Origin of the sequence: Ochrobactrum sp. C6C9, from assembly GCF_022627935.1 — a bacterium.
In the GTDB taxonomy this organism is placed as follows: domain Bacteria; phylum Pseudomonadota; class Alphaproteobacteria; order Rhizobiales; family Rhizobiaceae; genus Brucella; species Brucella teleogrylli.
Genome location: NZ_JABXGB010000029.1, coordinates 28,298 through 53,321, shown reverse-complemented (window position 1 = coordinate 53,321; position 25,024 = coordinate 28,298). Strand labels below are relative to the sequence as shown.

The window sequence follows — 25,024 nt, the reverse complement described above, 5'->3', positions numbered from 1 at the left end:
GGTTAGAGATGGCTTTCAATGTGGTCGTCTTGCCCGCACCGTTGGCGCCGAGAATGGCGAGAATTTCCCCCCGACCTATCGAAAGATCGACCCCATGCAGCGCCGTGATAGAATGATTATAGGTCGCGTGGAGGCCCTCAACGGACAGAAGCCCGTTTTCTCCCGAGTTTGCTTTGAGCCTGTGGGTTTCCAATGTCATGCCAAACTCCTCTGGCGGGCCAACCCCGCATAGCCGTAACTGGGCGGGCGACATCGTTGCCGCCCGCTCCACCCATGGCCTCAGTTGGTCGCAACATCCGCATCGGCAGCAGTGCGAAGCTTGATGCCTTTTTCTTTCGCATAGGCTTCCGAAGACTTCTCGATGATCGGGCGTAGCAAGGCCCAGTCAGGCGCGATCCAATTAGAAACGACATTCCACTTCTTACCGTCCCACTGCTGGAAGGTCACGTAGCCGTTGCCCTCGTGGTTATCCCAAGTGACATTGATGGAGTGGAACAGGTCTTTAGCACCCAAAGCTTCGACGCGCGCTGGATCGAGTTGCAGATGTTCGAAACCCCAGCGTACTTCATCGCCCGTCAAGGTTCTCTTTCCGAATTTCTCCTGCGCAATGCGTATAGCTTCGACGTTCAGGATGCCATTGACAATGCCAAGATTGTGGTAGACGGAACCGATACGGCTCTTGTCTTCCAGATTACCCTTACCCGCATCATAGACGGTCTTGACGATTTCCTTGACCACTGGGTAGTCGGCGCCCGATGCCTGTGTGGTGATGGCGGTATAACCCTTGGCCGCATCGCCTGCAGGAATGACGTCTTCTTCCGAGTTGGACCACACATTGCCGATGATGCGATCGACCGGAAAACCTGTTTTCGCTGCTGTTTTCAGAGCCACGGGATTCATCACACCCCAGCCGCGCAGCACGACATAATCCGGCTTGGCGCGGCGGATCGTAAGCCATTGTGATTGCTGCTCGTTACCCGGATGAGGAACCTCGATCTGCTGCAACTCGAAACCATATTTCTCGGCAAGCAGTTCATAGATCGGGATGGTTTCCTTGCCATAAGGCGAGCCGTGATAAAGTACCACGATCTTTTTACCCTTGAGACTATCAAGACCGCCTTCCTTGGAGGCGATGTAGTTCACGATGCCGGAGGTTTCGGAATAGGGATTGAGCAATAGCGGAAAGACATAAGGGAACACACGTCCATCGGTGGAATCCGTGCGCCCGTGATTAATTGTGATCAATGGCACCTTGTCCTGCGTGATACGGTCGATCATCGCATAGGCGATACCCACGGAAAGCGGGTTCCACGCGGCAATGCCAGGATTGCTTTTCAGACGCTCATAGGCTTCCACACCACGTTCAACCTCATACTGCGTTTCAGCTTCCGACCACGTCAGCTTGACCCCATTAACTCCACCATCGCGCGTGTTGATCAGATTGAGGTAATCGATGAACCCACCAAAGAAGCCAGTACCACCGGCAGCGTAAGGGCCGACGCGATAGCTTTGAAGCGGGAAATACTGCTCGTCTGCCTGCGCCGGAAACGCAAAAGAGGCAAGGCCGATACCAGCGGCGAGAGCCGCCATTTTGATTTTCGTGTATAGGGTCATTTCTGGACGTACTCCATCTATCGGGTGGGATAATCGCCACCCGGTTTCGTTCAGGATTTATGGACTTTGTTGGAAGCCTTCTGAGGCGCTTCCGGATATCACGACCGTCGGATAACTGCCGTAAAGCTCGCTTTCAGCCGATCCCAGAGCGACACAAGCCCGTCGGGCTCAAGGACCAGAAACAGGATGATGAAGACGCCGACGACAATGCGCTGCGTCATATCCAGCACGCCGGAATCGAACACGTCTCCGAGCAACAGTGCCCCAACCCTCGACAAGATCAGCGGGAAAACGACGATCAGTGCTGCGCCAAAGAAGGCGCCCCGTATCGATGCGAGGCCACCAATGATGATGATGAACAATATCTGGAACGAGCGGTCGAGATTGAAACCCGCCGTTTCCACCGTGCGCAGATAGGCAAAGGCCCATAGCACACCCGCCACCCCGATGATGAAAGAGGAAGTCGCAAAGGCGAGCAGCTTGGTCCGCAACACCGGCACACCGATGATCCGCGCTGCCGTTTCATTGTCGCGCACGGCAATGAAATTCCGTCCGGTCTGCGACGACACCAGGCGATAGGCGAGGAACGTGACCGCTACCACAATTGTCAGTGCGAAGAGATAGCGTCCGACTGGCCCCTCAAAGGCAATCCCCCCGATGGACAACGCCGGAGCATCAATGACGCCGGAGGCGGAATTGTTGGAAAACCATTCGAACTTGGTCAGCGCCCATTGTACGAAGAACTGGGCTGCGAGTGTAGAAACGGCAAGGTAGAAACCGCGCAAGCGCAGGCTCGGTAAGCCGAAGACAACGCCAATCGCCGCCGCCGCCAGTCCGGCAAAAACGATAGAAACCAGCAGCGGCAATCCATCCATGCGCAGATTGAAATTATAGGCCGCGAAAGCGCCCACTGCCATGAATGCCGCCGAGCCAAGTGAAACCTGCCCCGCATAGCCGGTCAGGAGGTTGAGCCCAACACCGGCGAGGCTCAAGGCCAGAAACGGCAGGAGAATGGCCTCAAAGAGATAGCTCGTGCCGATAAACGGTATGATGAGATAGGCCACTGCCAGCACCGCAAGCGGAGCGGCGTAACGCGGCAATGCAACTGGACTGGAGGAACTGGCTGCTATAATGGCCATGGTCAGACCCTTTCCACAAGCTTCTGGCCAAACAGACCTGAAGGGCGAATGAGAAGGAAGGCAAGTGCCACCACATAGGCAAACCAGCTCTCAATGCCGCCACCGAAATATTCCCCGATATAAACCTCCGCTAGCTTCTCTGACGCTCCCACCAGCAATCCGCCGACAATCGCACCAAGAATGGAATCGAAGCCGCCGAGTACCAGAACCGGTAAAGCCTTCAGCACGACCAGCGACAGCGAGAATTGCACGCCAAGGCGCGCGCCCCACAACAGGCCTGCGACCAGTGCGACCAGACCGGCAGCGGCCCAGACGCTGGCCCATATCCACGGCAGTTTGAGTCCAATGGCCAAGGCTGCGAACTGGTCGTCGGCAACGGCGCGAAAGCCAAGACCGATGCGCGTATAGCGGAAGAATGCTGATAGTAGCGCCACCATGCCAGCCGCAACAACTGCGGCAAAAATATCGAACTGGCTGATGAAAATGCCTCCAACATCGAAGGGCACATCTTGGATTCCGAGGTCAAGAGCGTGAACCTGTGTGCCCCATAGGAGCTGGGCTGCACCCTCAATGATATAGGACAGGCCGAGTGTAGCCATAAAGAGCGTGATCGGCGGCTTGTTGGTCAATGGCCGCAGTACACTGCGTTCAATGGCGATACCGATGATAACCATGGCGGCAAATGTAACGACAAAGGCTGCCCAGAACGGCACGCCCCGCTCCGTGAGGCTGACGAAAGTCAGCGCCGCGAAAAGCAGCAGCGCCCCTTGCGAGAAATTCAGCACACCGGACGTTTTATAAATCAACACAAACCCGATGGCGACAAGGGAATACATGACGCCGGACAACAGCCCGCCAATCAGCACTTCCGTGAAGAACATCCAATCAAAATCAGCCATCAGATGCCCTCCCCATCTTCATTTTCCGGCGCCACACCAAGATATGCATCAATGACATGCTGATCGGATGCGATCTCCTGCGGCGTGCCATCGGCAATCTTGCGCCCGTAATTGAGTACTGCAATGCGGTCTGAGAGGCCCATCACAACGCCGATGTCATGCTCGATCAGCACGACGGTAATGTCATATTCGTCCCTCGCCAGGCGGATATAATCGGCAAGCTCGTTCTTTTCGGTGGCGGTCATACCGGCCATCGGCTCATCAAGAAGCAGGATACGCGGCGCGGCGGTCAATGCACGGGCAAGTTCAACACGCTTTTGCAGACCATAGGGCAAAGTGCCTGCCAGCCGGTCGGCATAGGACGACAGATGCAGAAATTCGATGACGCGACTTGCCCGTTCGCGGGCATCCGCCTGCGCGCGGCGAGCCTGGGGCAATCCCACGATCTGGCTCAAAAAATTCGAGCGATTGGCAAAGGCGCGTCCGGACGCGACATTGTCGAGAACACTCAGACCCTTGAACAAAGCGAGGTTTTGAAAGGTACGCGCAACGCCAAGATGCGCAAGCTTTTGGGTCGGCACCGGATCATAGATCCTACCACCAATGGCGACCTGACCACGACTGGGCCGGTATACGCCCGAAATGACATTGATGAGCGAACTTTTTCCGGCACCGTTCGGTCCGATGATCGCGCGAATTTCTCCCTGCCGGACACTGAGATCAACATCCTGCAAGGCAACAACGCCCCCGAATGATAGGCCTATGCCGCGCAGTTCCAGCGCAAGTTCGCGCCGCGGCGAGGTGGCCGTAGCTTCAGCCGCCACCCGCGCTTCTGCGCTCGCTTCCGCATCAGTATCTGCAATCAGGAAATGCAATGCCGACATTGTTCGTTCCGTGTTTTACTCGAATTCAATCAGGGCATTTCGGCGGACAAACGGACATAACCGTCCGTCCGCGAACACGATTGCGTCCGCGTTAAGCGGGAGCGACGGCAATAACCGTCGCTCCATAATTCGTTTTGATCTATTCGGCGGCGAGGGCCGCGTTGTCTTCCGCTTCTTCCAGCGCGCGCACCAGCGGAATGACGTGCTTGCCGAAATATTCGACTTCTTCCTGGAAGTGAAGGAAACCGAGCAGGATAAGATCGGCACCGGCGCGTTTCAGCTTGACCACGCGTTCAGCCACCTGCTGCGGCGTGCCGATCAGGTTGGAGCGGAAACCGTCATTATACTGGACAAGATCATCAAAGCTGGACTTTGCCCAATTGCCTTCGCCTTCGGGCGAGGACTTGCCAGCATTCTTGACCTCGTGACCGAAAGCATTGACCGCTTCGGGATTGGCCTTTTCAATGATCTCGGCGAGAACGGCCTTTGCCTCTTCTTCCGTGTCACGAACGATGGCAAAGGCATTGACGCCGACGCGAACCGAATGGTTGTTTTCCGCCGCCTTGGTTTGAATGTCATCGACCTGCTTGGCGATTTCCTCCGGCGTATTGCCATTGGTAAAATACCAGTCGGAAACCCGTGATGCCATATCGCGCGCAGCACGCGACGAGCCGCCCTGAAAGATCTCAGGTTGTGGATCAATGGGCTTTGGCTTCAGCGAATAGTTGTTGAAGCGATAGAAATCACCATGGAATGAATAGCTGTCTTCGGTCCAGATGCCGCGCAGCGCTCGAATGAATTCCTCCGAGCGGCGGTAACGCTCATCGTGGTCATACCATGGCTCGCCAATGGCGTGGAACTCGCCACGGAACCAACCGCTGACGACATTCACCGCAACGCGACCATTGGTGAGGTGGTTGATCGTCGCGATCTGCTTGGCAGCAAGCGCCGGATTCCATGGTCCGGGCAGAATGGCTGCAATCACCTTCAGCGTTTTGGTGGATTCAAGAAGTGCGTGGCTGAATGATACGGATTCATGCTGGAATTCCGCACCATAGCCCGCCGTGAAGCGAATCTGGCTCAACGCATATTCGAAGCCATTTTCCTCGGCGACCTGCGCCAGCTTGCGGTTATAATCAATCGTCCAGCTGGTGCGCTGTTCAATATTCGAAATGACAAGGCCGCCAGAGACATTCGGCACCCAATAGGCAAATTTCACGGGATTTCTGCTGCGTTCTGTCATGGTTTAACTCCTTAGGTGATCATCAATTCGCAATGGCTTCGCCCGGCACGACGCGAAGCGTCCGGTCGCCCGTTTCCGACGACGCAACGGTGCGGGGTATGGCAGGTGAAAGATCGAATAGTTCCGAAACAGCCCGCTCAATGCGCGCTTCAACGGCTGGATTGGAAAGAATATATTCAGTGAAATCCGCTTCGACGGCATAGACCGTTGTTGGAATGGTGACGGCACCGAAAAACCCAAACAACGGGCGAAACTGATGTTCCAACATCAGCCCGTGCAGCGGTGAGCCGCCCGTCGCGGCAAGAACAACGCGCCGTCCCTGCAAGGCACGAAAATCAACAAGATCAAAGAGATGCTTCAGCGCACCGGTATAGGATGCGCGATAGACGGGCGAGCCGACCACAAGCACATCCGCAGCCTCGACAGCGTCGATGATAGCACGGCCAGCAGCATCCAGCTGATCGGCGCGCAATGCACGGAACAGAACCGGCGCGGCGTCGACCAGATCAATTCTGTCTATCTCGACACTCGCGCCGCGGGCGATGCCCGCGAGAATATCGTCAACCAGTCGTGCCGTCCGCGACGGTCGCTTGACGCTGCCATAGATGCCTAAAACCTTCATACAATCACTCCTTGGAGAGCCTATTGTCTATGGATTTAGTAAAGTATCAAAGGCAGCTATTCCAAAGTCACGGGCGTCCGTGGAATGGAATCCCTCTATATGTGAGAAGATGAACAACGGAAATGGCCCGCGGCCAACCTCATCTATACTGATGCGTTCATGATGTTTCGGGCTCTGCGGCTCTAAATGCCACCGCAAATACGCGGTGGCGCACGAACGTCTTCCGCAACAGACCTCGCAACCGGATTAGCTTTCATACGCGTCTTATAACGGCCGAGACCACGGCAAGTAAAAAATCATGGCCAGCGTATGATAGGTGACCACGGAACCGCCTAGGCTCCGGCGGTCTATCGTGGCGAGCCAATCGCCTTTATTAGATCGGCATTGAATCGCTCGGGATCCTGCATCTGCGGGCTGTGACCATAATCAGGATAGGTGATCAGTTGCGAATTGGGAATGCGCGCCTGAGCCTCCTCTGCCAATACCGGATAATTGCCAAGCGTTGCCGCAAGTTCGGGATCCGCACGGTTCTTGCCCATCGCCGTATTGTCTTTCAGGCCGATCATCAGCACTGTCGGCACACGCAGCTTGTCGAATTCATGGACAACAGGCTGGTTGAACACCATGTCAGCAGTTAAAGCCTGATGCCAGGCTACGATATTTCCGCCCGGCCCTTCATACATGGACGCCAGCATATCGACGGGCCGGTCGAATTCGGGTTTCCACGTGCCAGCATAATAAGTCGATTGCTGATAGGCCTTGATGCTTGCCCGCGTCACCTTCAGTTCAGTGGCGTATAGTTGATCGATGGTCGCATTCGGAACGCCCTTGGCACGCCAATCTTCCATCCCCAACGGATTGACCACGACCAGCTTCTGGAGTTCATCCGGATATTGCAGCGCGTAGCGTATGGCCAGCATACCGCCCATCGAATGCCCGACCAGAACTGGCTTTTCGATGTTAAGTGCAGTCAGAAGCTGGTGCGTGTTGTCAGCAAGCGCATGCAGACCATATTGATAACGCGCTGGCTTCGTTGATTTACAGAACCCGATCTGGTCGGGAGCAATCACTCTGTACCCCTCACCGTTGAGGGCTTTGATGGTTGTTTCCCATGTGCCGCCGCAGAAGTTCTTGCCATGCAGAAGAACGGCCGTCTGGCCGTTGGCATTTTCCGGGCGGGCGTCGATATAGGCCATCGTCATGGCCTCGTTCTGACTGAGAATGGTTTGGTGCTGGACCGGCCAACCATAATCGAAATCACCAAGCAAAGGGTCCGCCATGGCAGGTGTTGCAATTCCCAATGCGATTGCCATCATCATCGGGATTGTGAGTGATACAGTCATTTGGGTCTCCAATTGCTCGTTTCAACAGCCAAAGTCACGATATTCGCCATTTGCAATACCAACATGGTTTCGTGACCGCTGCATGGGCTGCCGCAATCACGAAACCGTTGGTGAGGATTACCTTGGCTTACTGGTCGATAAAGTCGGCAAGCAGCGCGTTGACTTCAGTTGCCGATTCTTCAAGCAGCCAATGGCCGGTGTCTGGGAGAATGGTCGAACCAAGCTTGCTGGGGTCCTTTACGAAGCGGGCTGCCAGTTGCTTCGGCAGAACGTCGTTTACGCCCTTGGCACCGCTGATCGAATAGACCGGGATGGTCAGTTGTTTGCCGGCGGCAAGCAGCGCTTCGTTTTGGCGGGCGCTGTCCGAATGTGACTGATAATAGCCAAAGGCGGCGCGCAGATTGGCGCGGGTCGAATAGGGTTCGATCAGCTCATCCAGTAGTTCCGGTGTGAAGACGTCCCTCTTGCCCGCATATTCCTTGATGAAGTAGCTCATGAACAGCACCGGATCTGTGGAGACCATTTTCTCGGCAATATCGCCGAAGGAGAAATAGCCGAAATGCCAGCCGAGGCCCGGACCATTTGGCGTCAAACCTGGATAGGTCCACATCGCCTTGTCAGGGATCGGCGAATCCATGAACACGACCTTCTTGATGATATCCTGATTGTTAGCGACCATCGGATAGGATGCCGAGTTGCACAGGTCGTGGCAGACATAGGTGAAAGGTTGATTGTCGGTCAGGCTTTTGATCGCGCCCAGAAGATAGGCGCTCATCTGCTCTGCGTCATATCGCTTGGCCGATGGCTCCGACTGACCTAAACCCGGCAGGTCGATTGCGATGACCTGATGGTTGGCAGAGAATTTCTCCAGAGCCGGTTGCCACATTTTCCAGGTAGAGCCGAAGCCGTGCACGAAGATGATCGGATCGCCCTTACCTTCGCCGCCGCGCACATAGTGGAGGCGGATGCCGTCGGTTTCGACCATGCCGCTTTCGAACCCCTCAGGAACGGCATATTGACCGCGCTTTTCGGCTTTGACTTTGGCCAGGTTCGCCTTGGAAACTTCCGGCGGCGTGTTGATGGAAGGCAATACGTTTTCTTGCGCCAGAACTGGCGATGAAAATAGCATCGTGGCGCTCAGCAAAGCACCAGCAGACAGGATTTTGGAAAACACGGTTTCGTCCTTTCTTGAAAAAGCCCGACACGAATGATCTCGGGCAGAATGACCCGGTGCGCCTACAGTTGCTTCATGAGTGCGACGCCGAAGCCAAAGGGAGGGAACCTGAAGATCAGGCGACCAGCGAACGTCCAGCATAGGGCGGATAATCGACATAGCCCGCGCGTCCGCCACCGTAATATGTTGCGCGATCAGGCTCTGCCAGAGGCCAGTTGTTGCGCAGCCGCTCGACCAGATCAGGATTGGCGATGAATGGCTGGCCGAACGCCGCAAGGTCAATCAATCCGGCATCAAGCAGACGCTGAGCACGCGCCTGATCCAGACCGCCAGCTAGGATGAGCGCCGTATTCGGCAACAACGGACGCCATTGTTCCATCAAGCCATGAATGGCATCACTGACAGGGCGTTCGCCATAAGGCAGCTTGACCTGCCCAGATTGATCCATGACATGAACATAGGCCACGCCGCGCTGGCCCAGTTCCGCTGCCAGAGCGACATAAGTCTCTTCGAGGTCCGGGAACAGTGGATTGTCGTGAATGGTGCCATAAGGCGACAGACGAATGGCAACGCGGCTGGCGCCAATGGCTTCCGATACCGCATCGACGGTTTCGAGCACAAAGCGCAGGCGCCCTTCGATGGTTTTGGCGGAATAGATATCGTCGCGGTCATTGACCAGAGGGTTAATGAACTGTTCCAGCAGGTAGCCATTGGCACCATGCAGTTCCACGCCGTCGAAGCCCGCATCGATTGCATTGCGTGCTGCCTGCACAAAGTCACCGATCACCCGTTTCACTTCTTCAGTCGTAAGGGCACGCGGCTCCGAGACCGGCACGAAGTCGGGCTCACCATTCGCATTACGAACAAAAGACATAGCGCCTGACGCCACTCGGCCTGTTGAACTGACGGGTGCCTTGCCGTCTTCCTGAATGGACCGGTTGGAAATGCGGCCAACATGCCAGAGCTGCGCGAAAATACGACCGCCTGCGCTGTGAACAGACTGGGTAACCAGACGCCAGCCCTTGATTTGTTCTTCGCTGAAAATACCGGGATTGAAAAGATAGCCCTGCCCTTCACGCGAAATCGGCGTACCTTCGGTGACGATCAGCCCCGCTGTCGCGCGCTGGCTGTAATAGAGCGCAACCAACTCGTCAGCCGCGCCACTAAAACTCCGCGAACGAGTCATCGGCGCCATGACAATGCGATTGGGCAGCGCAAGGCCCGAAAGGTTAAACGGCTTGAAAAGGCTGCTCATGTTCTGGTTCTCCTGAACTGGCGTTCGTCAATTTTCTGACAGCCTTTATATCGGCGTTGACGAGATAGCTTAATGGCGCTTGAATTCGGATCATTGTGGAAGGATTTTCCGGAATGAAATTGAAATTGGATAATATCGGCGCACTCCAGACATTCGTACATGCCGCCGAAAAGAGAAGTTTTCGTGAGGCTGGCCAGATTGTAGGCCTGTCGGCTTCTGCTGTTGGTAAATCGGTGCAAAAGCTTGAAGAGCAGCTCGGCGTGCGACTGTTTCATCGCTCGACGCGCTCAATCGCACTTACCACCGAAGGAAAACTGTTTCTTGAACGGTGCCGCCGCGTTCTGGGCGAACTGGAAGTGGCGCAGGCAGAGTTGTCTCAGTCATCTCAGGGCACCCACGGACGCCTGAAAATCGGCTTGCCCATTTCATCCACGCTGCTGGTGTCAGCCGTCAGCGCTTTTATGAAGGCCTATCCGGAAGTTGATCTCGAGTTGGATATCAGCGACCGCTTTGCCGATGTCATTGACGAAGGGTTCGACGTGGTGATCCGCACCGGAAAACCGAAGGATAGTCGCCTGCTTTACAAGAAGGTCGGGGAGTTTTCGTGGTGTCTCGTCGCCTCACCGGACTATATCGCCCGATGCGGCGCGCCTAAGTCCATTGCCGATCTCCAGAACCATCGCTGCCTCCGGCACCGTTATTCGGAAACCGGTAAGATTGCTCCCTGGGAACTGGCCGGTCAGGACGACGAGAACTCGAGGGCGCCGGAAACATTCACTGTAACCACCGTCGATTCCATTATACAATTGGTTTTGGATGGAAACGGCATCGCCATGCTGCCAAGCTTTTCCGCTAAAAGCAGAATACGGGATGGTTCATTGGTCGATGTTCTGCCGGGCGCGGCCAACAATACCGGGATATTTTATCTTCTTTGGCCTGCAAGCCGCTATCCACTGGCGCGAGTACGGGCTTTTTTGGATTTCGTTTCAAAATATCTTACAGAGCAACTCGCCTGACAGCCGATTTCCGGCACCGACGCTCATTAGGGACAAGAGCGAGCGCCTCATCGGCGCGAGCCGACGCGCGCTGCACAAAGCCATTGAACGGGACAAATCCGACATTACATCCAGGCGCGCTCATTCCTTCCTGAGCGCGCTCAAATATCCGCCCACCATCGTTTACGCTCTGCTCGGTATCTCCTGCGAATATTTGGCCCTGCCCATCACAAGAGTGTAGACCACAGGCACCACGAAGAGGGTCAACAAGGTGCCGAAGGACATACCACCAACAATCACCCAGCCGATGGCCTGACGGCTTTGCGCACCGGCCCCGGTCGCGATGGCAAGCGGGATAGCGCCAAGCACCATTGCCCCTGTGGTCATGAGGATCGGGCGCAGACGCATCACCGCCGCCTCCACCACAGCTTCGGCAGCGTCCCGCCCCTGGTCACGCATATGATTGGCGAACTCAACAATCAGAATACCATGTTTGGTAATCAGCCCGACGAGTGTGACCAGACCAATTTGGCTATAGACATTCATGCTCGCGCCCGCGAACCACAGCGCCAGCAAGGCCCCCGCGATTGAAAGCGGAACCGTCAGCAGAATGATGAATGGGCTGACAAAGCTTTCAAACTGCGCTGCCAGAACCAGATAAATAAACAGGATAGCCAGGCCGAACACGAACAGAATACTCGAATTGGAGCTGGTGAAATCGCGCGACTCCCCTTCCAGATCATACTGCGCATAGGTCGGGAATGTTTCATTCGCCGTGTTTTGCAGATAGGTCAGCGCCTCGCCCAGTGAATAATCGGGAGCCAGACCCGCACTGATCGTTGCAGAGCGCAGCCGGTTGAAACGATAGAGATTGGCCGGTTCCACACTTTCAGTGACGGTCACCAGATTGGACAGCGGAATGAGTTGGCCCGACGAGCCGCGCATATTGACGACATTGATGGAATCCGGCGTTGCGCGGTCGCTGGCGTCAAGCTGGACAAGAACATCCGATTGTTCACCGTCCCGGTCGATACGCGTGACCTGACGACTACCAAACATCGTTTCCAGTGTGCGCCCGACATCGGAAACCTGCAGACCCGCCTCACGGATTTTCTCGCGGTTCATGTTGATTTCCATGCGAGGCTTGTTGAGATCGAGGTTCGATTCAACATTGATCAATCCCGGGTTCTCTTTGATGCGTTCAACGAAATCGGTCGCCAGCTGGTTCAGATCTTCATAGCTCGACGAAGACTGGATCACGAACTGAACCGGATTGTTGGCACCTGCGCCGCTGCCACGCGATGTCGTCAGCGACGGCATGTTGAAGGCAAATGCACGCAAGCCCGGAATCGCACTTGCCTGAGCATTGGCCTCTCTGACGATTTCCTGCTGGCTGCGTTCGCGATCCCCCCAATCTTCTAGCAAACCGAATACGCTCATGCCCGTCACCTGCGGAAAACCATAGACCGAAAAATAGGTACTGATTTCCGGTATTTTCGCTATGATTGCTTCGGCTTCCTTGCCGTAACGCTGCGTGAATTGCAGCGTCGAACCTTCCGGTGCAGTTCCCGCAATACGGACCACACCGCGATCTTCAATCGGCGCAAGTTCGCTTGGTAGGCTTATATAGAGGAACTCCGCCAGGGCCGCTGTCGATGCAGCGCCGATCAGCACGATCAGCTTGTGACGCATGGCGAGCCCAAGCGCGCGTCGGTAATTCTCATTGAGACGGTCGAGAAATCCTTCCAGGGCGCGTGAAATCCGGCCCTGATTTTCATTGTGACGCAACAGCTTGCCGCACATCATCGGCGTCAGCGTCAGAGCCACGAAGCCGGAAACCAGCACTGCACCAGCGAGCGTCAGGGCGAACTCGATGAACAATTGCCCAGTCCGGCCTTCGGTGAAAGCAATCGGCACATAGACAGCAGCCAGTGTAAGCGTCATCGCGATGACGGCGAAGGCGATTTCTCCCGTACCGGCAATGGCTGCCTGTACCGGGGTTTCGCCTTCTTCGATGCGCCTGTGCACGTTTTCCAGAACGACGATTGCATCATCCACCACCAGACCAATAGCCAGCACCATGGCGAGCAAGGTCAGTGTGTTGATACTGAAGCCGAAGGCAAACATGATTGCCAGCGTTGTGATGAGCGAAACCGGTATCGTTACGATTGGGATAAGACTCGCCCGCACCGAACGCAGGAAGAAGAAGATCACCATGATGACGAGGACAATCGCCTCCCCGATCGTGGTGAACACCGCCTCAATGGATCGATCGATGAAGATCGACGTGTCATAAGTGACGTCCGCCCTCATTCCGGTCGGCAGACTTTCTTGAATGGTCGGCAACACTGCGCGCACGGCATTGGCAACGTCAAGCGGGTTGGCTGTCGCCTGTTTCACCACGCCAATGGATACGGCGGTTTCACCTTCCTTGAAGGTCGCCTGCCGTTCATCGGCAGCCCCAAGTTCTGCCCTTCCAATATCACGCAAGCGCACGGGATAACCATTCACGACATTGATGATGATATTTGCAAATTCTTCAGGCGTCGTCAGAGCCGTATTGGCGAGAAGCGTGAACTCCCGGTCCTTGCTTTCGATACGCCCCGCAGGCACTTCGACATTCTGGTTTTCAAGCGCCGTTTCGACGTCCTGAACCGTCAGGCCATAACCTGCCAGCTTGCGCGCATCGATCCAGACGCGCATCGCATATTCACGTGCACCGAGAATGCGGGCTTCCGAAACGCCGGGCAAATTCTGGATTCGGTCAACAACTGTTCGATTGAGAACGTCGGTGATTTCAAGTCCTGAATGGCGATCACTTGTAAAAGCCACATACATGATGGGCTGCGCATCCGCTTCGACCTTGGCTACAATAGGCTCATCGATCTCGTCTGGAAGATTGCGCCTTGCGCGGGACACGCGGTCGCGGACTTCTGCAGCCGCGACTTCGGGGTCGGTCCCCAGGGTAAAGCGCACCGTGATAGCGCTGGTTTCGGCGCGACTTGTCGATGACACCACGTCGATACCGGCAATGCCGGAAAGCTGCGTTTCCAGAACCTGCGTCACCTGACTTTCCACGATTTCGGCATTGGCGCCGGAATAGGTCGTGGAAACCGAAACCGTCGGTTCTTCAACATCGGGGTATTCGCGGGTGCTCAACCGCTCATAGGATACGATGCCGAGCAGCACGAGAACAAGGCTCAGAACAGTCGCGAAGACTGGCCGGCGGACACACATTTCCCATATGGACATTAGACCGAGCCCTCCGCGCCTGCTCCCTGAACGCTGACCTTGCTGCCGTTCTGCAATTTCTGCTGACCAGCGGTCACAACACGCGCATCCTTGTCGAGCCCAGAGACAATCTCGACCATACCGTCAAGCCGCTGCCCCAGTATCACCGTAACGACTTCGACCGTATCGTCCGCATTGATGCGATAGACGGTCTGTGTTTCGCCGCTTGGCACAATGGCGCTTTCCGGCACCAGCATAGCATCAGCCTTGGTGCCAGTCGTGACATTGACGCGCACGAAAAGGCCCGGTCGCAACTTCAGATCAGGATTGGCGATAAGCGCGCGCATACGAATGGAACGACCGGTTTCGTCGATGGACGGTTCGATGGCATAGACCTGACCTTGAAACCGCTGGTCTGGCAGCGCGTCCGCAACCACCGAAACCTGCTGCTGGGGCGTAATATCCGCCAGCGCCACTTCCGGTAAGGTGAACTCAGCCACAAGCGGATCGATCTGATCAAGCTTGGCAAGGTTGGTGGATCCAGCCGTAACATAAGCGCCAACGCTGACGGAGCGCAGACCGACCACGCCATCGAAGGGCGCCTTGATCGAAGTCTGCGCTAGCTGCGCTTCGGCCAGTGCCAGAGCAGCTTCGGTGTTGCGCAGATTTGCCTGCGCTTCCTCCAGAGCCTGCGTCGCGCTGATACCGCGCTTCGATAGGGCTTCCGTCCTGTCAAAGGTGGATTTGGCAAGCACATTTGCCGCCCGGGCTGACTGTACGGAAGCGCTCAGGATCGACGTATCTAGCTGGAAGAGGACGCTGCCCGCTTGAACACGCTGGCCTTCTTCGAACAGAATCTTGTCCACGCGCCCGCCGATTTCCGATGCCAGCGTAACGGATTCTTTGGCGCGAAGGCTGCCGACTGCCGAGATGATGCTGTCCAGATCCCGTGTTTCCACGGTTGCAGCTTCGACAGCTGTCGCTCTTGCTGGAGTTGGTGCAGCCGCTGCCGTCGTCGCCTCAGCTGAGGTCTTTTGCATGCCCTGCCATGCGAAATAAGCTCCGACGAGGAACAGCCCCAATATAAATAGCAGTAAACCGCGTTTCCCAGATTTCATATGTCGGTGCCTTTTCATCCGTCGAGGCCGTAAGATCCGACCCCGACTTGATAGGGGACGATAGCCAAATATACGCTTCCAACATATTTTACTTTACTGTAAAGTAAAATTAATCTTCCGTAATGTCCGCTCGTTTCCGGTCAGCGACCTTGAGACAAACCTCTCCTCCAGCCCGACGCGCCGCGCTTTTGAATGGCTAATTGGCAACGTTGTGGAAAATCTTTGATCACGCGTAGTTGAACAACGATCCGGGATGCTTATTTCTGTGCGACCGAGTTTTTCGCAAAGGGTCGTCTACATGGAATTGCTTACTGAGCATCTGGCGTTTCTATCCAGCCCGGGCGGCTGGGCTGCACTGATAACGCTGGTGACGATGGAAATCGTCCTCGGCATCGACAATCTGATATTCATTTCGATCCTTACGAACAAACTCCCCGCTCATTTACAATCAAAAGCAAGACGGATCGGCATTGGTGCCGCGCTTATATTGCGTCTGGCGCTACTTTTCACGATCTCGATCATCGTGCAGCTCAAAGAACCGATCTTCGAAGCGTTTGGCCACGGCTTTTCGTGGCGCGACATCATCCTCATTGCGGGTGGTCTTTTCCTTGTCTGGAAGGCGACCAAGGAAATCCATCACACGGTCGATCCGAATGACGGCAAGGAAAATATCGGTGGTAAAGTCGCGGAACTGACGATGGGCGCTGCCGTCGTGCAGATACTCATTCTCGATCTGGTTTTCTCAGTCGACTCGATTATTACCGCCGTTGGCATGACCGACGAAATCGCCATCATGGTCATCGCCGTTCTCTCCGCTGTGGCGGTAATGCTGCTGGCTGCCGATCCGCTATCGCGCTTCATCGCCGCCAATCCGACCATTGTAATGTTGGCGCTGAGCTTCCTGCTGATGATCGGCATGACGCTGATCGCCGACGGTTTTGGCTTCCATGTGCCGAAAGGCTACATCTATGCCGCCATGGGTTTCTCGGCGCTCGTCGAGGCACTCAACATGCTCGCACGGCGAAAGCGATTAGATAAATAACGCATAATCAATCGAAAAGGCCGCCGTTGAATGAAGGCGGCGGCCTTACAGTGCTTATCACCGTCGCGGGATCAGACGCACCAGATTGCCACCCACTTTATACAGAAGCGGATTTCAATCCCGCATTGATGCCAGCACCCTGTCGAAATGTGCGATCTCTTCCACCGTATTGTAGTGCACCAGGGTTGCCCGGAGCGCACCGCTATCCATACTGAGCCCCAGCCGTGCCATCAGCCGCGGCGCAAACAGGTGACCGTCGCGGATCATGATACCCGCATCCGCCATGGCCTGAGCAATATCGGCTGGCTGCTTGCCCGGAAGGTTGAAGCAGAAAGTGGGTACACGTTCGGCAATGCGCGCTTCGTCCGCAATGCCGTAGACGATGGCGTCATGTGATTTCAGAACCTTGAGGAAAGAAAGCGACAGCGTCGTTTCATAGGCCCTGATAGCCGCCATGCCAGCCACCAGATTGGCGCGGCGCGATTTTTCAGACGACGCCTCGAAGTTGCGGCCAAGCGATTCCAGATAATCAACTGCAGCGCCCATGCCGACAGCATTTTCATAGGTGAAGGTGCCGACTTCGATCTTGTGTGGAGGCACGTCGGGGATGAAGTCTTCCTTGAATGTCGGTAAGGCCCTGAGAAGCTCGAACCGGCCCCAGAGGAAGCCCATATGCGGTGAGAAATTCTTGTATCCCGAGCAGACCAGATAGTCGCAATCCCAAGCCTGAACGTCGATCAGACCATGCGGCCCATAATGGACGGCATCCAGAAAAACTTCCGCTCCCGCAGCATGCGCCAGTTCCGCGACGCTACGCACATCGACAAGCGAGCCGATGGAATGTGAGGCGACCGTGACGGCCACCAAACGTGTACGCCTGTTGAGCAGCGGCTTCAGATCATCGACATGCAGGTTACCGTCCTCGCGCATCCGCCACCAGACGCATTTCACCCCCTGGCTTTCGAGCGCCAGCCAGGTCGAGATATTAGCGTCATGATCCATGTCGGTAACGACAATCTCGTTGCGTTCATCGATCATCCTGGCGATGCCGAGGCTGACGAGCCGGATAAAGGAGGTCGCATTCATGCCGAAGGAAATTTCAGCCGGATCATAGGCATTGACGAGAATGGCAACACTTTGGCGCGCCTCGGCTATCGCCTGATCCACCGCCCGGCTCGATGCATATCGCCCTCCGCGCTGCACCATGCGGTGCAGCATGTGGTTGCTAACAGCGTCGATAACGCCCTGAGGCACCTGCGCACCAGCACCATTGTCGAAGAAAACCGGATTGCCCGGCAGGGATAAAGCCGGAAAATGGGCGCGCACGCGGTCGACCGGAAACGCTCCGGCGCTTTCAAAAGCTGTGGGCATCGAGATACTCCCAAACGAATGTCTGTACCGCTTTCGCGTTTAGTGCATGATCTGTCGAAGGAAGGCGGCGGCCCGCTCGCTCTTCGGCGCGGTGAAGAAATCTTGCGGCTTGGCTTCCTCGCAAATCGCGCCGTGATCCATGAAGATCACCCGGTCGGCAACCCGACGGGCAAAGCCCATTTCATGGGTCACGACCAGCATTGTCATGCCGTCTTCGGCCAGCGAGATCATCGTATCGAGCACTTCGCCCACAGTTTCGGGGTCGAGCGCCGAGGTCGGCTCGTCGAACAGCATCACCTTAGGCTGCATGCAAAGCGACCGCGAAATTGCTGCGCGCTGCTGTTGTCCTCCCGAAAGCTGCGAAGGATAGCGATCCGCCAGATGGCCAATGCGTACGCGCTCAAGATACTTGCGGGCGAGGTCTTCGGCTTCCTTTTGTTGAATCTTCTTCACCGTCATCGGGGCGATGGTGCAGTTCTCAAGGATCGTCAGATGCGGAAATAGGTTGAAATGCTGGAACACCATGCCGACCTCGCGGCGGATGGCATCCAGCTGCGGACCCTTGCCGTTAAGCTCTATGCCGTCGACGACGATCGAGCCGCTTTCATGCTTTTCCAGTTGATTGATGCAGCGGATGGTTGTCGATTTTCCCGAGCCCGATGGCCCGCAGATCACGATGCGCTCGCCTTTCGCAACGGAGAGGGTGACATCGCGTAGCGCGTGATAATTACCGTACCACTTGTTGATGCCACGCATAATGATGGCCGGGCGGTCGGACGTGTTTACGGAGATACTATCGGTCATCGGGGGAAACCAGTTCTGGCGAGGTCAGCGGGCGGTCTTTGCGGTGGCGCTGCGCTTTTCGAGATAGCCTACCAGACGAACCATCGGCCAGAGGAACGCGAAATAGATGATTGCGGCGCCAATCAAAGGCGTGGGATTGGCCATCAGCGCTTGCGTGTCGTTGGCCTGCTTGAGCAGATCTGGCATGGCAACTACCGAGGCGAGCGCTGTATCCTTGAACGTCGAGATACAATTGGAGGTCAGTGGGGGCACCATGACCTTGAGTGCCTGCGGCAGAATGATCTTGCGCATTGCTTGCCAGAAAGGCAGGCCCAGCGAGACCGCTGCTTCGAACTGCCCCTTAGGCACATTCTCGATGCCCGCGCGGCAAACTTCAGCCGTAAAAGCGGCGAGCACCATGGAAAGTGCCAGCGTCGCCGAGGTGAAAGAGGAAAACGAAATGCCGACGAAAGGCAGTGCGTAATAGATCAGGATCAACACCACCAGAACCGGCAACGCCCGAAAGATATCGATATAGCCGATGGCGATATACTGAAACGGTTTGGGCGCATAGAGGCGCACAAAGCAAAGAAGTAGACCGAAAAGACTGCCGAAGAAAATGGCGGTCACGCCCAGAAGCAGGGTATTCCCGAGCCCGAGCAGCAGAATTGGAAAGGACCGGACGAGAATGTCCCAATTGAAAAACGTTTCGATCAGACCCATGGCATCAATCCGGAAATCCTGAGATGGTTTGAGAGGCGGCTGCGTCAGACACTCCGACGCAGCCGTTCGCGTTTACTGCGCGGATGGAACCGGCATCGGTTTGACGGTCGAAGTACCGGCATCCGGTTCAACACCGAACCACTTCTTGTGGATGGCGGCGAGAGTGCCATCTTCCTTCATCTTGGAAATCGCATCATTGACCTTCGGCAGGATTTCGAGGTCCTTCTTGGCCATCATGGCAAAGCGTTCACCAGTCGGGATACGAACGAGAACCTTCAAGGCCGGCATTTTCTGGATCGCGTACTGGAAGCCGGCCAGTTCACCGGCGCCACCGACAATTCGACCCGTCTGCACGTCGAGCAGCAGATCCTGTTGAGCCGCATAGCTCTTGACCTCGGCAACGCCAAGCTTCTCGGCGTTTTCCTTCGCCCAGCTCTCGCCCGTGGTGCCAGCGACGACGCCGATCACCTTGCCCTTGAGGTCTTCCAGCGCCTTGACTGGTGCATCGGCCTTGCCGACGATTGTGCCGTCGCTGTCGTAATAAGGCTGCGTGAAAGACTGCGTCTTCAGGCGTTCGTTCGTGACCGAAATGGACGAAATGGCGAAATCGATACGGCCCGAACTGGTGGCGGCAAACAGCGCCTGGAAACCGAGAGGCTGGAATTCAACGTCCATGCCGAGCCGCTTTGCGGCTTCGGTCGCGACATCGACTTCAAAGCCCTCGAAGACACCCTTCTCGTTCTTGAATTCCCATGGCGGGTTGGCCGCATAGGAGCCGACAACAATCTTGCCGTCCGCAAAGGCGGACGAAACCATAAACGACAACGCCGCAGCTGTCAGAATAGCGACTTTTTTAAACATGGTTCCTCTCTGGACTTCGTGTCTCTGATTATGATCGATAGTTTATCGTGCCTGTAATCTGCATCAGGAATTTCGTTTCGGCACAATGCGTTCAAGCGCGGTGAATAGGTGGTCGACCGCATCGGTGGACGTGACGTATCCTGGCGATAGCCGCATCGTGCTGCCGCGCGCATCGCAATAGATTTTCTGCTCGCGCAGCGCCGATACAACCGCTGCCGGAACGACATCGGATGGCAGGGTCAGCATCACGCTGCCGCCGCGCCGTGCATCATCGACCGGGGAAACAAGTTTCCAACCCAGATTCTGTGCGCGCGCAATGATTGCATGGGCGCTAGCGAGATTGTTCGCGCGGATATTGTCGACACCCTGCTCCATCGCCCATTGGATACCTGGCAGAGACGCGACCGAAGCCAGAATCGCTGGCGTACCATGATCCATGCGCCGCGCATCACCTGCAAAGGAAAACCCGTCGAGATCCCAGGAAAAGGGGTTTTCCTGACTGAACCAACCCCGAAGCTCGGGCCGCAAATCGGCCAACAACGATGGTGTGACCTGTATGATCCCGGCGCCTGAAGCGCCGCACAGCCATTTCAGCGAGGTGGAAACGACGAAATCAGCCCCGGTCGCCTTGACAGAGAACGGCAGAACGCCGACGCCCTGCGTGATATCGACACCGACGAGTGTTCCCATCGCTCGGCCATGGGCGCAAAGGGCTTCAACATCCACCTTATGCGAGGTGGTGGATGAAACGAATGTCAGCAGTGCAACGCCCACATCGTCCTGCCAGCGCGCGATGAAATCCTCATCACGCACCCATGCCTCGCCGGGACGCATTGGCACAGTGTCCAGCGTAAAACCAAAGCGCTGCGCGATGCCTGCCAGCATGAAATGCAGGCTCGGGAAACAATCGGCGGCCACAAGCAGCCGCTTACCGCGCAGACGCTCTGCTGGCAGGCCGCCGATGATGCTGTAAAGCGCGGTTGTAACATTCTCGGCTGTCGTCAGCGAACCCGCTGGCGCATCGATCACATTCCGCCAGGCATCAATGAAAGTCTGACGTGCAGCCAGCGCGGCTGGCCATTGACCATCATCCTCAGCAGACCAAACGGCTGAGAAAGCGGACAAAGCTTCCGCCATCTTTTCCGCCTTACCGGGGAAAGTGCCGATCGAATGATAGAGGAAATAGTCAGACATTTCAGACCTCGAATATTTTGATCAAAAGATCACAGTATTCGGATAACGTCAATCCGGTGACCGGGCAGACCGCACAATTGTATGCAGCTCAGCACTGAAAGCCAATCAAGCCATTGATTTAAATTGAATTTTTTTAGACGCAGAATGGAGATAACGCACATGCGGAAGCAGCGGGTGGTTACTATTCCACGATCAGCGTACGCAAAAGATCCTGCGTATCGCGTATATCGGACACCATGGCCTCGCGGGCACGGCCAGCGTCACGCGACTTCATCGCCGCGACGATGCGGCGGTGATTCCGCGTATAAGCCTTGTCGCCTTCCGCCTTCATGCGCGGCTGCACATAGGCCGATAACATTCGCATATATGGACCATACCGCAACCACAGCGTGTCTATCAGCTGCATAAGAACTTCGGAATGGGAAGCTTTATAGATCAGATAGTGAAATTCGCGATTGCGATCGAGCATGGCGTAAACCTGCTCCTCGCCAGCGCAAGCTTCATGCAGCACGATATTGGCTTCAAGTGCGTCGATTTCATCCGCAGTAATGGCCTGCGCCGCCAATTCGGTTGCAAGGCCCTCCACTGTGGCCCTTGCCTGACACAAATCATCCAGCCGCGCGACACTGACGGGCGGCACTCGCGCCGAACCGTTGCGCGCCACCTCCAGCGCGTTCTCCGCCGCAAGCCGCCGCAACGCCTCGCGCACGGGCATATGGCTGGTATCGAATGTCTGCGACAAAGACGCGATGGTCAGCACCTGACCGGGATCGAAACGGCCAATCAGCAATGCCTCTCGCAACTGCAGGTAGACTGCATCCTGTACGGTCACTCGGCCGGAAACGGGACCAAATCCTTCATCGAGTGACAACAATCAGACTCCTTGCTTGGTTGGCGAACAATACTCCACTCAACTTTTGCATTTCGCAGGACCGAAAACAAGCCGATATATCATTTGATCAAACGCTCAAAGTTGAGTAATGAATCTGCATCACGGCCCTGAAACGATAATCCGGGCTTATAGAGACCAGCACAGGAATGATCAGATGGCACGTTTTGCGCGGCGGATTACGCAAACCTCTCCCAAGAGCTTCGGCATGTTCCAGAAGGCCGCAGCACTGGCTTCCTCCGGCGTTGACCTCATTCATCTCGAACTCGGTCGGCCCTTCCACGACACGCCAGCGCATATTAAGGACGCCGCGATCAAGGCCTTGCGTGACGGTCACGTGCATTACAGCGACATGCGCGGCGAAGCGGAACTGCGCCAAGCCCTGAAGACAAAACTCGCCGACTACAACAAGATCGACGTGAGCGCCGACGAAATTCTCATGGTCAATGGCCTGACCCAGGCATCATTTGTCGCTTTCATGGCTCTCCTTGATGAGGGCGACGAGGCGATCCTGCTGGAACCCTATTATCCGCAGCATATCAACAAGATCGAGATGACCGGCGCTCGCGTAGTATTGGCGCCGCTCGATCACAAGACGAATTTCAGCATCAGCCGCGAGTTGATCGAACCGTTGATTACCACGCGGACACGCATGATCGTGCTGGTCAATCCCTCCAACCCGACTGGCCGTGTCTATAGCCGCGCCGAACTTGAAATTCTGGCGGACCTGGCCATCAAACACGATCTCGTCATCGTCTCCGACGAGGTCTATGAGCAAATTTTGTTCGATGGCGCGGAACATATCTCTATCGCCGCATTGCCGGGCATGAAGGAACGCACGATTTCGATGTTCGCCTTCACCAAAGCCTATGCGATGGATGGATGGCGGCTTGGCTACGTCGTCGCCGATGCGTCCATGATGCCTGCTTTCCTCAAGCTCACGGCAAACGAGATCACCCACGTCAACACTTTCATTCAGTACGGCGCCCTGGCTGCTGTGACCGGCCCGGCTGCTATTCTTGATGAGATGGTCGCCGACGACCGCCGCAAGCGTGACCTCGTTGTCAGCCGCCTCAACCAAATGCCGGGCGTGACCTGCGAGAGTCCGCAGGGCACGATCTACGCTTTTCCAGACATCAGTGGCACTGGCCTTACCTCCCAAAAGGCGGCGGACATGATCCTTGAACAAGTCGGCGTCGTTATGGAAGCTGGTGGCTTCTACGGCAAATCGGGTGACAACCACCTGCGGGTGTGCTTCGGCTCTGAAAGCTACGAAAGGCTCGAACAGGCGATGGACCGGCTCAGCACATTCTTCAACGGACTCTGAGTGAACTGATCTTCCGGCTTGTCGTTCCTTTGCCGGTTGATGGCCGAAGTACTTATTGCCAGTCAAGATTCTCGTGCTTGCCTGACCAGCAGCAGGGCCCTCATCCCAAGCGAGCATAGTGCTGGGCGAATAAGTATTTTGGCATAAGCCCGTCTATTAAATTAGACGGGCTTTGATCTTAATGGGCACAAAAACACCCCGAGAACTTGAATGATCAGCGCCATCGAAGCCAACAAAAGGCGCTTGCAAGGATTCTGCCTGAAGCGTAAGCAATTGCGGACATTATAGGCAATGCGGGTGCTTTTGACGGAATTTCTGTATCCGTCAAGCAGACTTCCAAATCGGGCGGACGTCCAAAATTATGAATAACAAAATCGCCGTTGCCGTGAGCGGCAATGCAATCCTTGCCGGCATTCTTCTGATGTTGCTCGGCGACTTCATGTTTGCCATGAACGACGCCATGGGAAAATGGCTGGTAGAGAGCTTTTCTGTCGGCCAGGTTCTGTTCATCCGCTCGGTTGGCGCGTTTCTCGTTCTCGGCCCCATGCTTTCCCGGCGGCCAAAAACATCGCTTTTTCAGGTGGAAAAGCCAAGCCTGCAACTGGCTCGCGTCATTTTGGCAACTGCCGACACCGGGCTTTTCTATGCCGCTGTTGCTTATCTGCCGCTCGCCGATGTTATGACCTTTTATATGGCAGGCCCGATCTATATTGCGGCCCTTTCGCATTTCCTGCTCGGTGAGAAGATCGGCTGGCGTCGCTGGCTCGCGGTTCTTATCGGGTTCGCCGGTGTCGTCATCGCCTTGCGCCCATCTTCAGCAATGTTGTCGTGGCCTTCAATCTTCGGCCTGTTGGGTAGTATAGCGTTCGCACTCACGCTGGTTCTGGGTCGCGTGCTTCGTTCCACGCCCGACGCGACACTGGTAACCTGGCAGACAGTAGGCTGTCTCGTAATCGGCATGGTTCTCAGCATCGGCAACTGGAATCCTATGGACACCAATCAATTGCTTGCACTGCTACTATTGGGTGTTGTCTCATGCACAGCGCATCTTCTGATCACGCGCGCACTGAAACTCGCTCCGGCATCCGTGCTGGCACCGTTGCAATATACTCTGCTGCTCTGGGCAATTGTTCTCGGATGGTTATTCTTTAACGATCTTCCCGATGCGATGATGCTGGTTGGCGCTTCAGTCATTGTTTTGGCGGGATTGTTCATTTTCCATCGAGGCAAAGTCCGGAACAATTCAGAACCGGTTGTGCCAAACGATTCCAGCCACGGATAGTCAAGGCGCGAAAACCATTGCATATCCGTTGAAGA

The 25,024-nt window shown here is 55.8% G+C and carries 22 protein-coding genes; 4 read left to right on the top strand and 18 right to left on the bottom strand.

Annotated features, from left to right (window positions below; genetic code table 11):
• The 10 genes from HWD97_RS20060 to HWD97_RS20015 form a co-directional block, all read right to left on the bottom strand.
• Positions 1-199, bottom strand: a 199-nt coding sequence (locus tag HWD97_RS20060; protein ID WP_371835475.1) for an ATP-binding cassette domain-containing protein, incomplete at its 3' end; no start/stop codon positions are given.
• A gap of 80 nt (positions 200-279) precedes the next feature.
• Positions 280-1,614 (bottom strand): ABC transporter substrate-binding protein, encoded by a 1,335-nt coding sequence (locus HWD97_RS20055; RefSeq protein WP_371835474.1) that lies wholly within the window; start codon positions 1,612-1,614, stop codon positions 280-282.
• Between the two features lie 98 nt (positions 1,615-1,712).
• The gene (locus HWD97_RS20050) at positions 1,713-2,753 is read right to left on the bottom strand and encodes a branched-chain amino acid ABC transporter permease (RefSeq protein ID WP_109366182.1); all 1,041 of its coding nucleotides are present in this window, start codon (positions 2,751-2,753) and stop codon (positions 1,713-1,715) included.
• Between the two features lie 2 nt (positions 2,754-2,755).
• Positions 2,756-3,652: a branched-chain amino acid ABC transporter permease gene (locus HWD97_RS20045; protein WP_319080301.1), complete on the bottom strand. Its 897-nt coding sequence runs from the start codon at positions 3,650-3,652 to the stop codon at positions 2,756-2,758.
• On the bottom strand, positions 3,652-4,536 hold the full coding sequence (locus HWD97_RS20040) for an ABC transporter ATP-binding protein (RefSeq protein ID WP_109366184.1): 885 nt from the start codon (positions 4,534-4,536) through the stop codon (positions 3,652-3,654). The genes HWD97_RS20045 and HWD97_RS20040 overlap by 1 nt, the downstream gene beginning before the upstream one ends.
• 139 nt (positions 4,537-4,675) lie before the next feature.
• The gene (sfnG, locus tag HWD97_RS20035; RefSeq protein WP_109366185.1) at positions 4,676-5,779 is read right to left on the bottom strand and encodes a dimethylsulfone monooxygenase SfnG; all 1,104 of its coding nucleotides are present in this window, start codon (positions 5,777-5,779) and stop codon (positions 4,676-4,678) included.
• A 22-nt stretch (positions 5,780-5,801) separates the two neighbouring features.
• On the bottom strand, positions 5,802-6,401 hold the full coding sequence (gene msuE / locus HWD97_RS20030) for an FMN reductase (protein WP_109366186.1): 600 nt from the start codon (positions 6,399-6,401) through the stop codon (positions 5,802-5,804).
• A gap of 347 nt (positions 6,402-6,748) precedes the next feature.
• Positions 6,749-7,744, bottom strand: a complete 996-nt coding sequence (locus tag HWD97_RS20025) for an alpha/beta fold hydrolase (protein WP_210205541.1) — start codon at positions 7,742-7,744, stop codon at positions 6,749-6,751.
• A gap of 127 nt (positions 7,745-7,871) precedes the next feature.
• Positions 7,872-8,918 carry an alpha/beta fold hydrolase gene (locus HWD97_RS20020; RefSeq protein ID WP_209445973.1) on the bottom strand — a complete coding sequence of 349 codons (1,047 nt, stop codon included), beginning with the start codon at positions 8,916-8,918 and terminating at the stop codon, positions 7,872-7,874.
• Between the two features lie 115 nt (positions 8,919-9,033).
• Entirely contained in the window at positions 9,034-10,173 is a 1,140-nt protein-coding gene (locus HWD97_RS20015) for an alkene reductase (protein ID WP_109366188.1), read from the bottom strand.
• A 95-nt stretch (positions 10,174-10,268) separates the two neighbouring features.
• Here HWD97_RS20015 and HWD97_RS20010 point away from each other — a divergent pair, with 95 nt between their 5' ends.
• Complete coding sequence (locus tag HWD97_RS20010) at positions 10,269-11,189, top strand: LysR family transcriptional regulator (RefSeq protein WP_244597050.1); 921 nt, start codon at positions 10,269-10,271, stop codon at positions 11,187-11,189.
• 162 nt (positions 11,190-11,351) lie between these two features.
• Here HWD97_RS20010 and HWD97_RS20005 read toward each other — a convergent pair whose 3' ends face one another.
• Together HWD97_RS20005 and HWD97_RS20000 are read right to left on the bottom strand one after the other, a co-directional pair.
• On the bottom strand, positions 11,352-14,420 hold the full coding sequence (locus tag HWD97_RS20005) for an efflux RND transporter permease subunit (protein WP_371835473.1): 3,069 nt from the start codon (positions 14,418-14,420) through the stop codon (positions 11,352-11,354).
• Positions 14,420-15,439, bottom strand: a complete 1,020-nt coding sequence (locus HWD97_RS20000; RefSeq protein WP_181375979.1) for an efflux RND transporter periplasmic adaptor subunit — start codon at positions 15,437-15,439, stop codon at positions 14,420-14,422. Before HWD97_RS20000 ends, HWD97_RS20005 begins: the two co-directional genes overlap by 1 nt.
• Before the next feature lie 376 nt (positions 15,440-15,815).
• Here HWD97_RS20000 and HWD97_RS19995 point away from each other — a divergent pair, with 376 nt between their 5' ends.
• Positions 15,816-16,559: a TerC family protein gene (locus HWD97_RS19995; protein WP_109366446.1), complete on the top strand. Its 744-nt coding sequence runs from the start codon at positions 15,816-15,818 to the stop codon at positions 16,557-16,559.
• Positions 16,560-16,673: 114 nt separating this feature from the next.
• Here HWD97_RS19995 and HWD97_RS19990 read toward each other — a convergent pair whose 3' ends face one another.
• The 6 genes from HWD97_RS19990 to HWD97_RS19965 all read right to left on the bottom strand — a co-directional run bounded on the left by HWD97_RS19990 (position 16,674) and on the right by HWD97_RS19965 (position 22,362).
• On the bottom strand, positions 16,674-17,930 hold the full coding sequence (locus HWD97_RS19990) for a cysteine desulfurase-like protein (RefSeq protein ID WP_109366191.1): 1,257 nt from the start codon (positions 17,928-17,930) through the stop codon (positions 16,674-16,676).
• A 39-nt stretch (positions 17,931-17,969) separates the two neighbouring features.
• The gene (locus tag HWD97_RS19985; protein WP_109366192.1) at positions 17,970-18,734 is read right to left on the bottom strand and encodes an amino acid ABC transporter ATP-binding protein; all 765 of its coding nucleotides are present in this window, start codon (positions 18,732-18,734) and stop codon (positions 17,970-17,972) included.
• A 24-nt stretch (positions 18,735-18,758) separates the two neighbouring features.
• Positions 18,759-19,436: an amino acid ABC transporter permease gene (locus tag HWD97_RS19980; protein ID WP_109366193.1), complete on the bottom strand. Its 678-nt coding sequence runs from the start codon at positions 19,434-19,436 to the stop codon at positions 18,759-18,761.
• A 72-nt stretch (positions 19,437-19,508) separates the two neighbouring features.
• Complete coding sequence (locus HWD97_RS19975; RefSeq protein WP_109366194.1) at positions 19,509-20,297, bottom strand: ABC transporter substrate-binding protein; 789 nt, start codon at positions 20,295-20,297, stop codon at positions 19,509-19,511.
• Between the two features lie 63 nt (positions 20,298-20,360).
• A complete protein-coding gene (locus HWD97_RS19970) occupies positions 20,361-21,491 on the bottom strand; it encodes an aminotransferase class V-fold PLP-dependent enzyme (protein WP_109366195.1) in 1,131 nt (376 codons plus the stop codon).
• Between the two features lie 181 nt (positions 21,492-21,672).
• Positions 21,673-22,362, bottom strand: coding sequence for a GntR family transcriptional regulator (locus HWD97_RS19965; RefSeq protein WP_121537611.1), 690 nt, complete (start codon positions 22,360-22,362; stop codon positions 21,673-21,675).
• A 175-nt stretch (positions 22,363-22,537) separates the two neighbouring features.
• On the opposite strand from HWD97_RS19965, the gene HWD97_RS19960 reads away from it, so the two are divergent.
• Together HWD97_RS19960 and HWD97_RS19955 are read left to right on the top strand one after the other, a co-directional pair.
• Positions 22,538-23,707, top strand: coding sequence for a pyridoxal phosphate-dependent aminotransferase (locus HWD97_RS19960; RefSeq protein WP_371835472.1), 1,170 nt, complete (start codon positions 22,538-22,540; stop codon positions 23,705-23,707).
• A gap of 361 nt (positions 23,708-24,068) precedes the next feature.
• Positions 24,069-24,989 carry a DMT family transporter gene (locus HWD97_RS19955; protein WP_109366198.1) on the top strand — a complete coding sequence of 307 codons (921 nt, stop codon included), beginning with the start codon at positions 24,069-24,071 and terminating at the stop codon, positions 24,987-24,989.
• Positions 24,990-25,024 lie beyond the last annotated feature (35 nt).

Bases quoted from the DNA above. Each gene is read 5' to 3' on its own strand.
- HWD97_RS20055 (WP_371835474.1), bottom strand. From the start codon at position 1,614: ATGACCCTATACACGAAAATCAAAATGGCGGCTCTCGCCGCTGGTATC.
- HWD97_RS20050 (WP_109366182.1), bottom strand. From the start codon at position 2,753: ATGGCCATTATAGCAGCCAGTTCCTCCAGTCCAGTTGCATTGCCGCGT.
- HWD97_RS20045 (WP_319080301.1), bottom strand. From the start codon at position 3,652: ATGGCTGATTTTGATTGGATGTTCTTCACGGAAGTGCTGATTGGCGGG.
- HWD97_RS20040 (WP_109366184.1), bottom strand. From the start codon at position 4,536: ATGTCGGCATTGCATTTCCTGATTGCAGATACTGATGCGGAAGCGAGC.
- sfnG (WP_109366185.1), bottom strand. From the start codon at position 5,779: ATGACAGAACGCAGCAGAAATCCCGTGAAATTTGCCTATTGGGTGCCG.
- msuE (WP_109366186.1), bottom strand. From the start codon at position 6,401: ATGAAGGTTTTAGGCATCTATGGCAGCGTCAAGCGACCGTCGCGGACG.
- HWD97_RS20025 (WP_210205541.1), bottom strand. From the start codon at position 7,744: ATGACTGTATCACTCACAATCCCGATGATGATGGCAATCGCATTGGGA.
- HWD97_RS20015 (WP_109366188.1), bottom strand. From the start codon at position 10,173: ATGAGCAGCCTTTTCAAGCCGTTTAACCTTTCGGGCCTTGCGCTGCCC.
- HWD97_RS20005 (WP_371835473.1), bottom strand. From the start codon at position 14,420: ATGTCCATATGGGAAATGTGTGTCCGCCGGCCAGTCTTCGCGACTGTT.
- HWD97_RS20000 (WP_181375979.1), bottom strand. From the start codon at position 15,439: ATGCAAAAGACCTCAGCTGAGGCGACGACGGCAGCGGCTGCACCAACT.
- HWD97_RS19995 (WP_109366446.1), top strand. From the start codon at position 15,816: ATGGAATTGCTTACTGAGCATCTGGCGTTTCTATCCAGCCCGGGCGGC.
- HWD97_RS19990 (WP_109366191.1), bottom strand. From the start codon at position 17,930: ATGCCCACAGCTTTTGAAAGCGCCGGAGCGTTTCCGGTCGACCGCGTG.
- HWD97_RS19985 (WP_109366192.1), bottom strand. From the start codon at position 18,734: ATGACCGATAGTATCTCCGTAAACACGTCCGACCGCCCGGCCATCATT.
- HWD97_RS19980 (WP_109366193.1), bottom strand. From the start codon at position 19,436: ATGGGTCTGATCGAAACGTTTTTCAATTGGGACATTCTCGTCCGGTCC.
- HWD97_RS19975 (WP_109366194.1), bottom strand. From the start codon at position 20,297: ATGTTTAAAAAAGTCGCTATTCTGACAGCTGCGGCGTTGTCGTTTATG.
- HWD97_RS19970 (WP_109366195.1), bottom strand. From the start codon at position 21,491: ATGTCTGACTATTTCCTCTATCATTCGATCGGCACTTTCCCCGGTAAG.
- HWD97_RS19960 (WP_371835472.1), top strand. From the start codon at position 22,538: ATGGCACGTTTTGCGCGGCGGATTACGCAAACCTCTCCCAAGAGCTTC.
- HWD97_RS19955 (WP_109366198.1), top strand. From the start codon at position 24,069: ATGAATAACAAAATCGCCGTTGCCGTGAGCGGCAATGCAATCCTTGCC.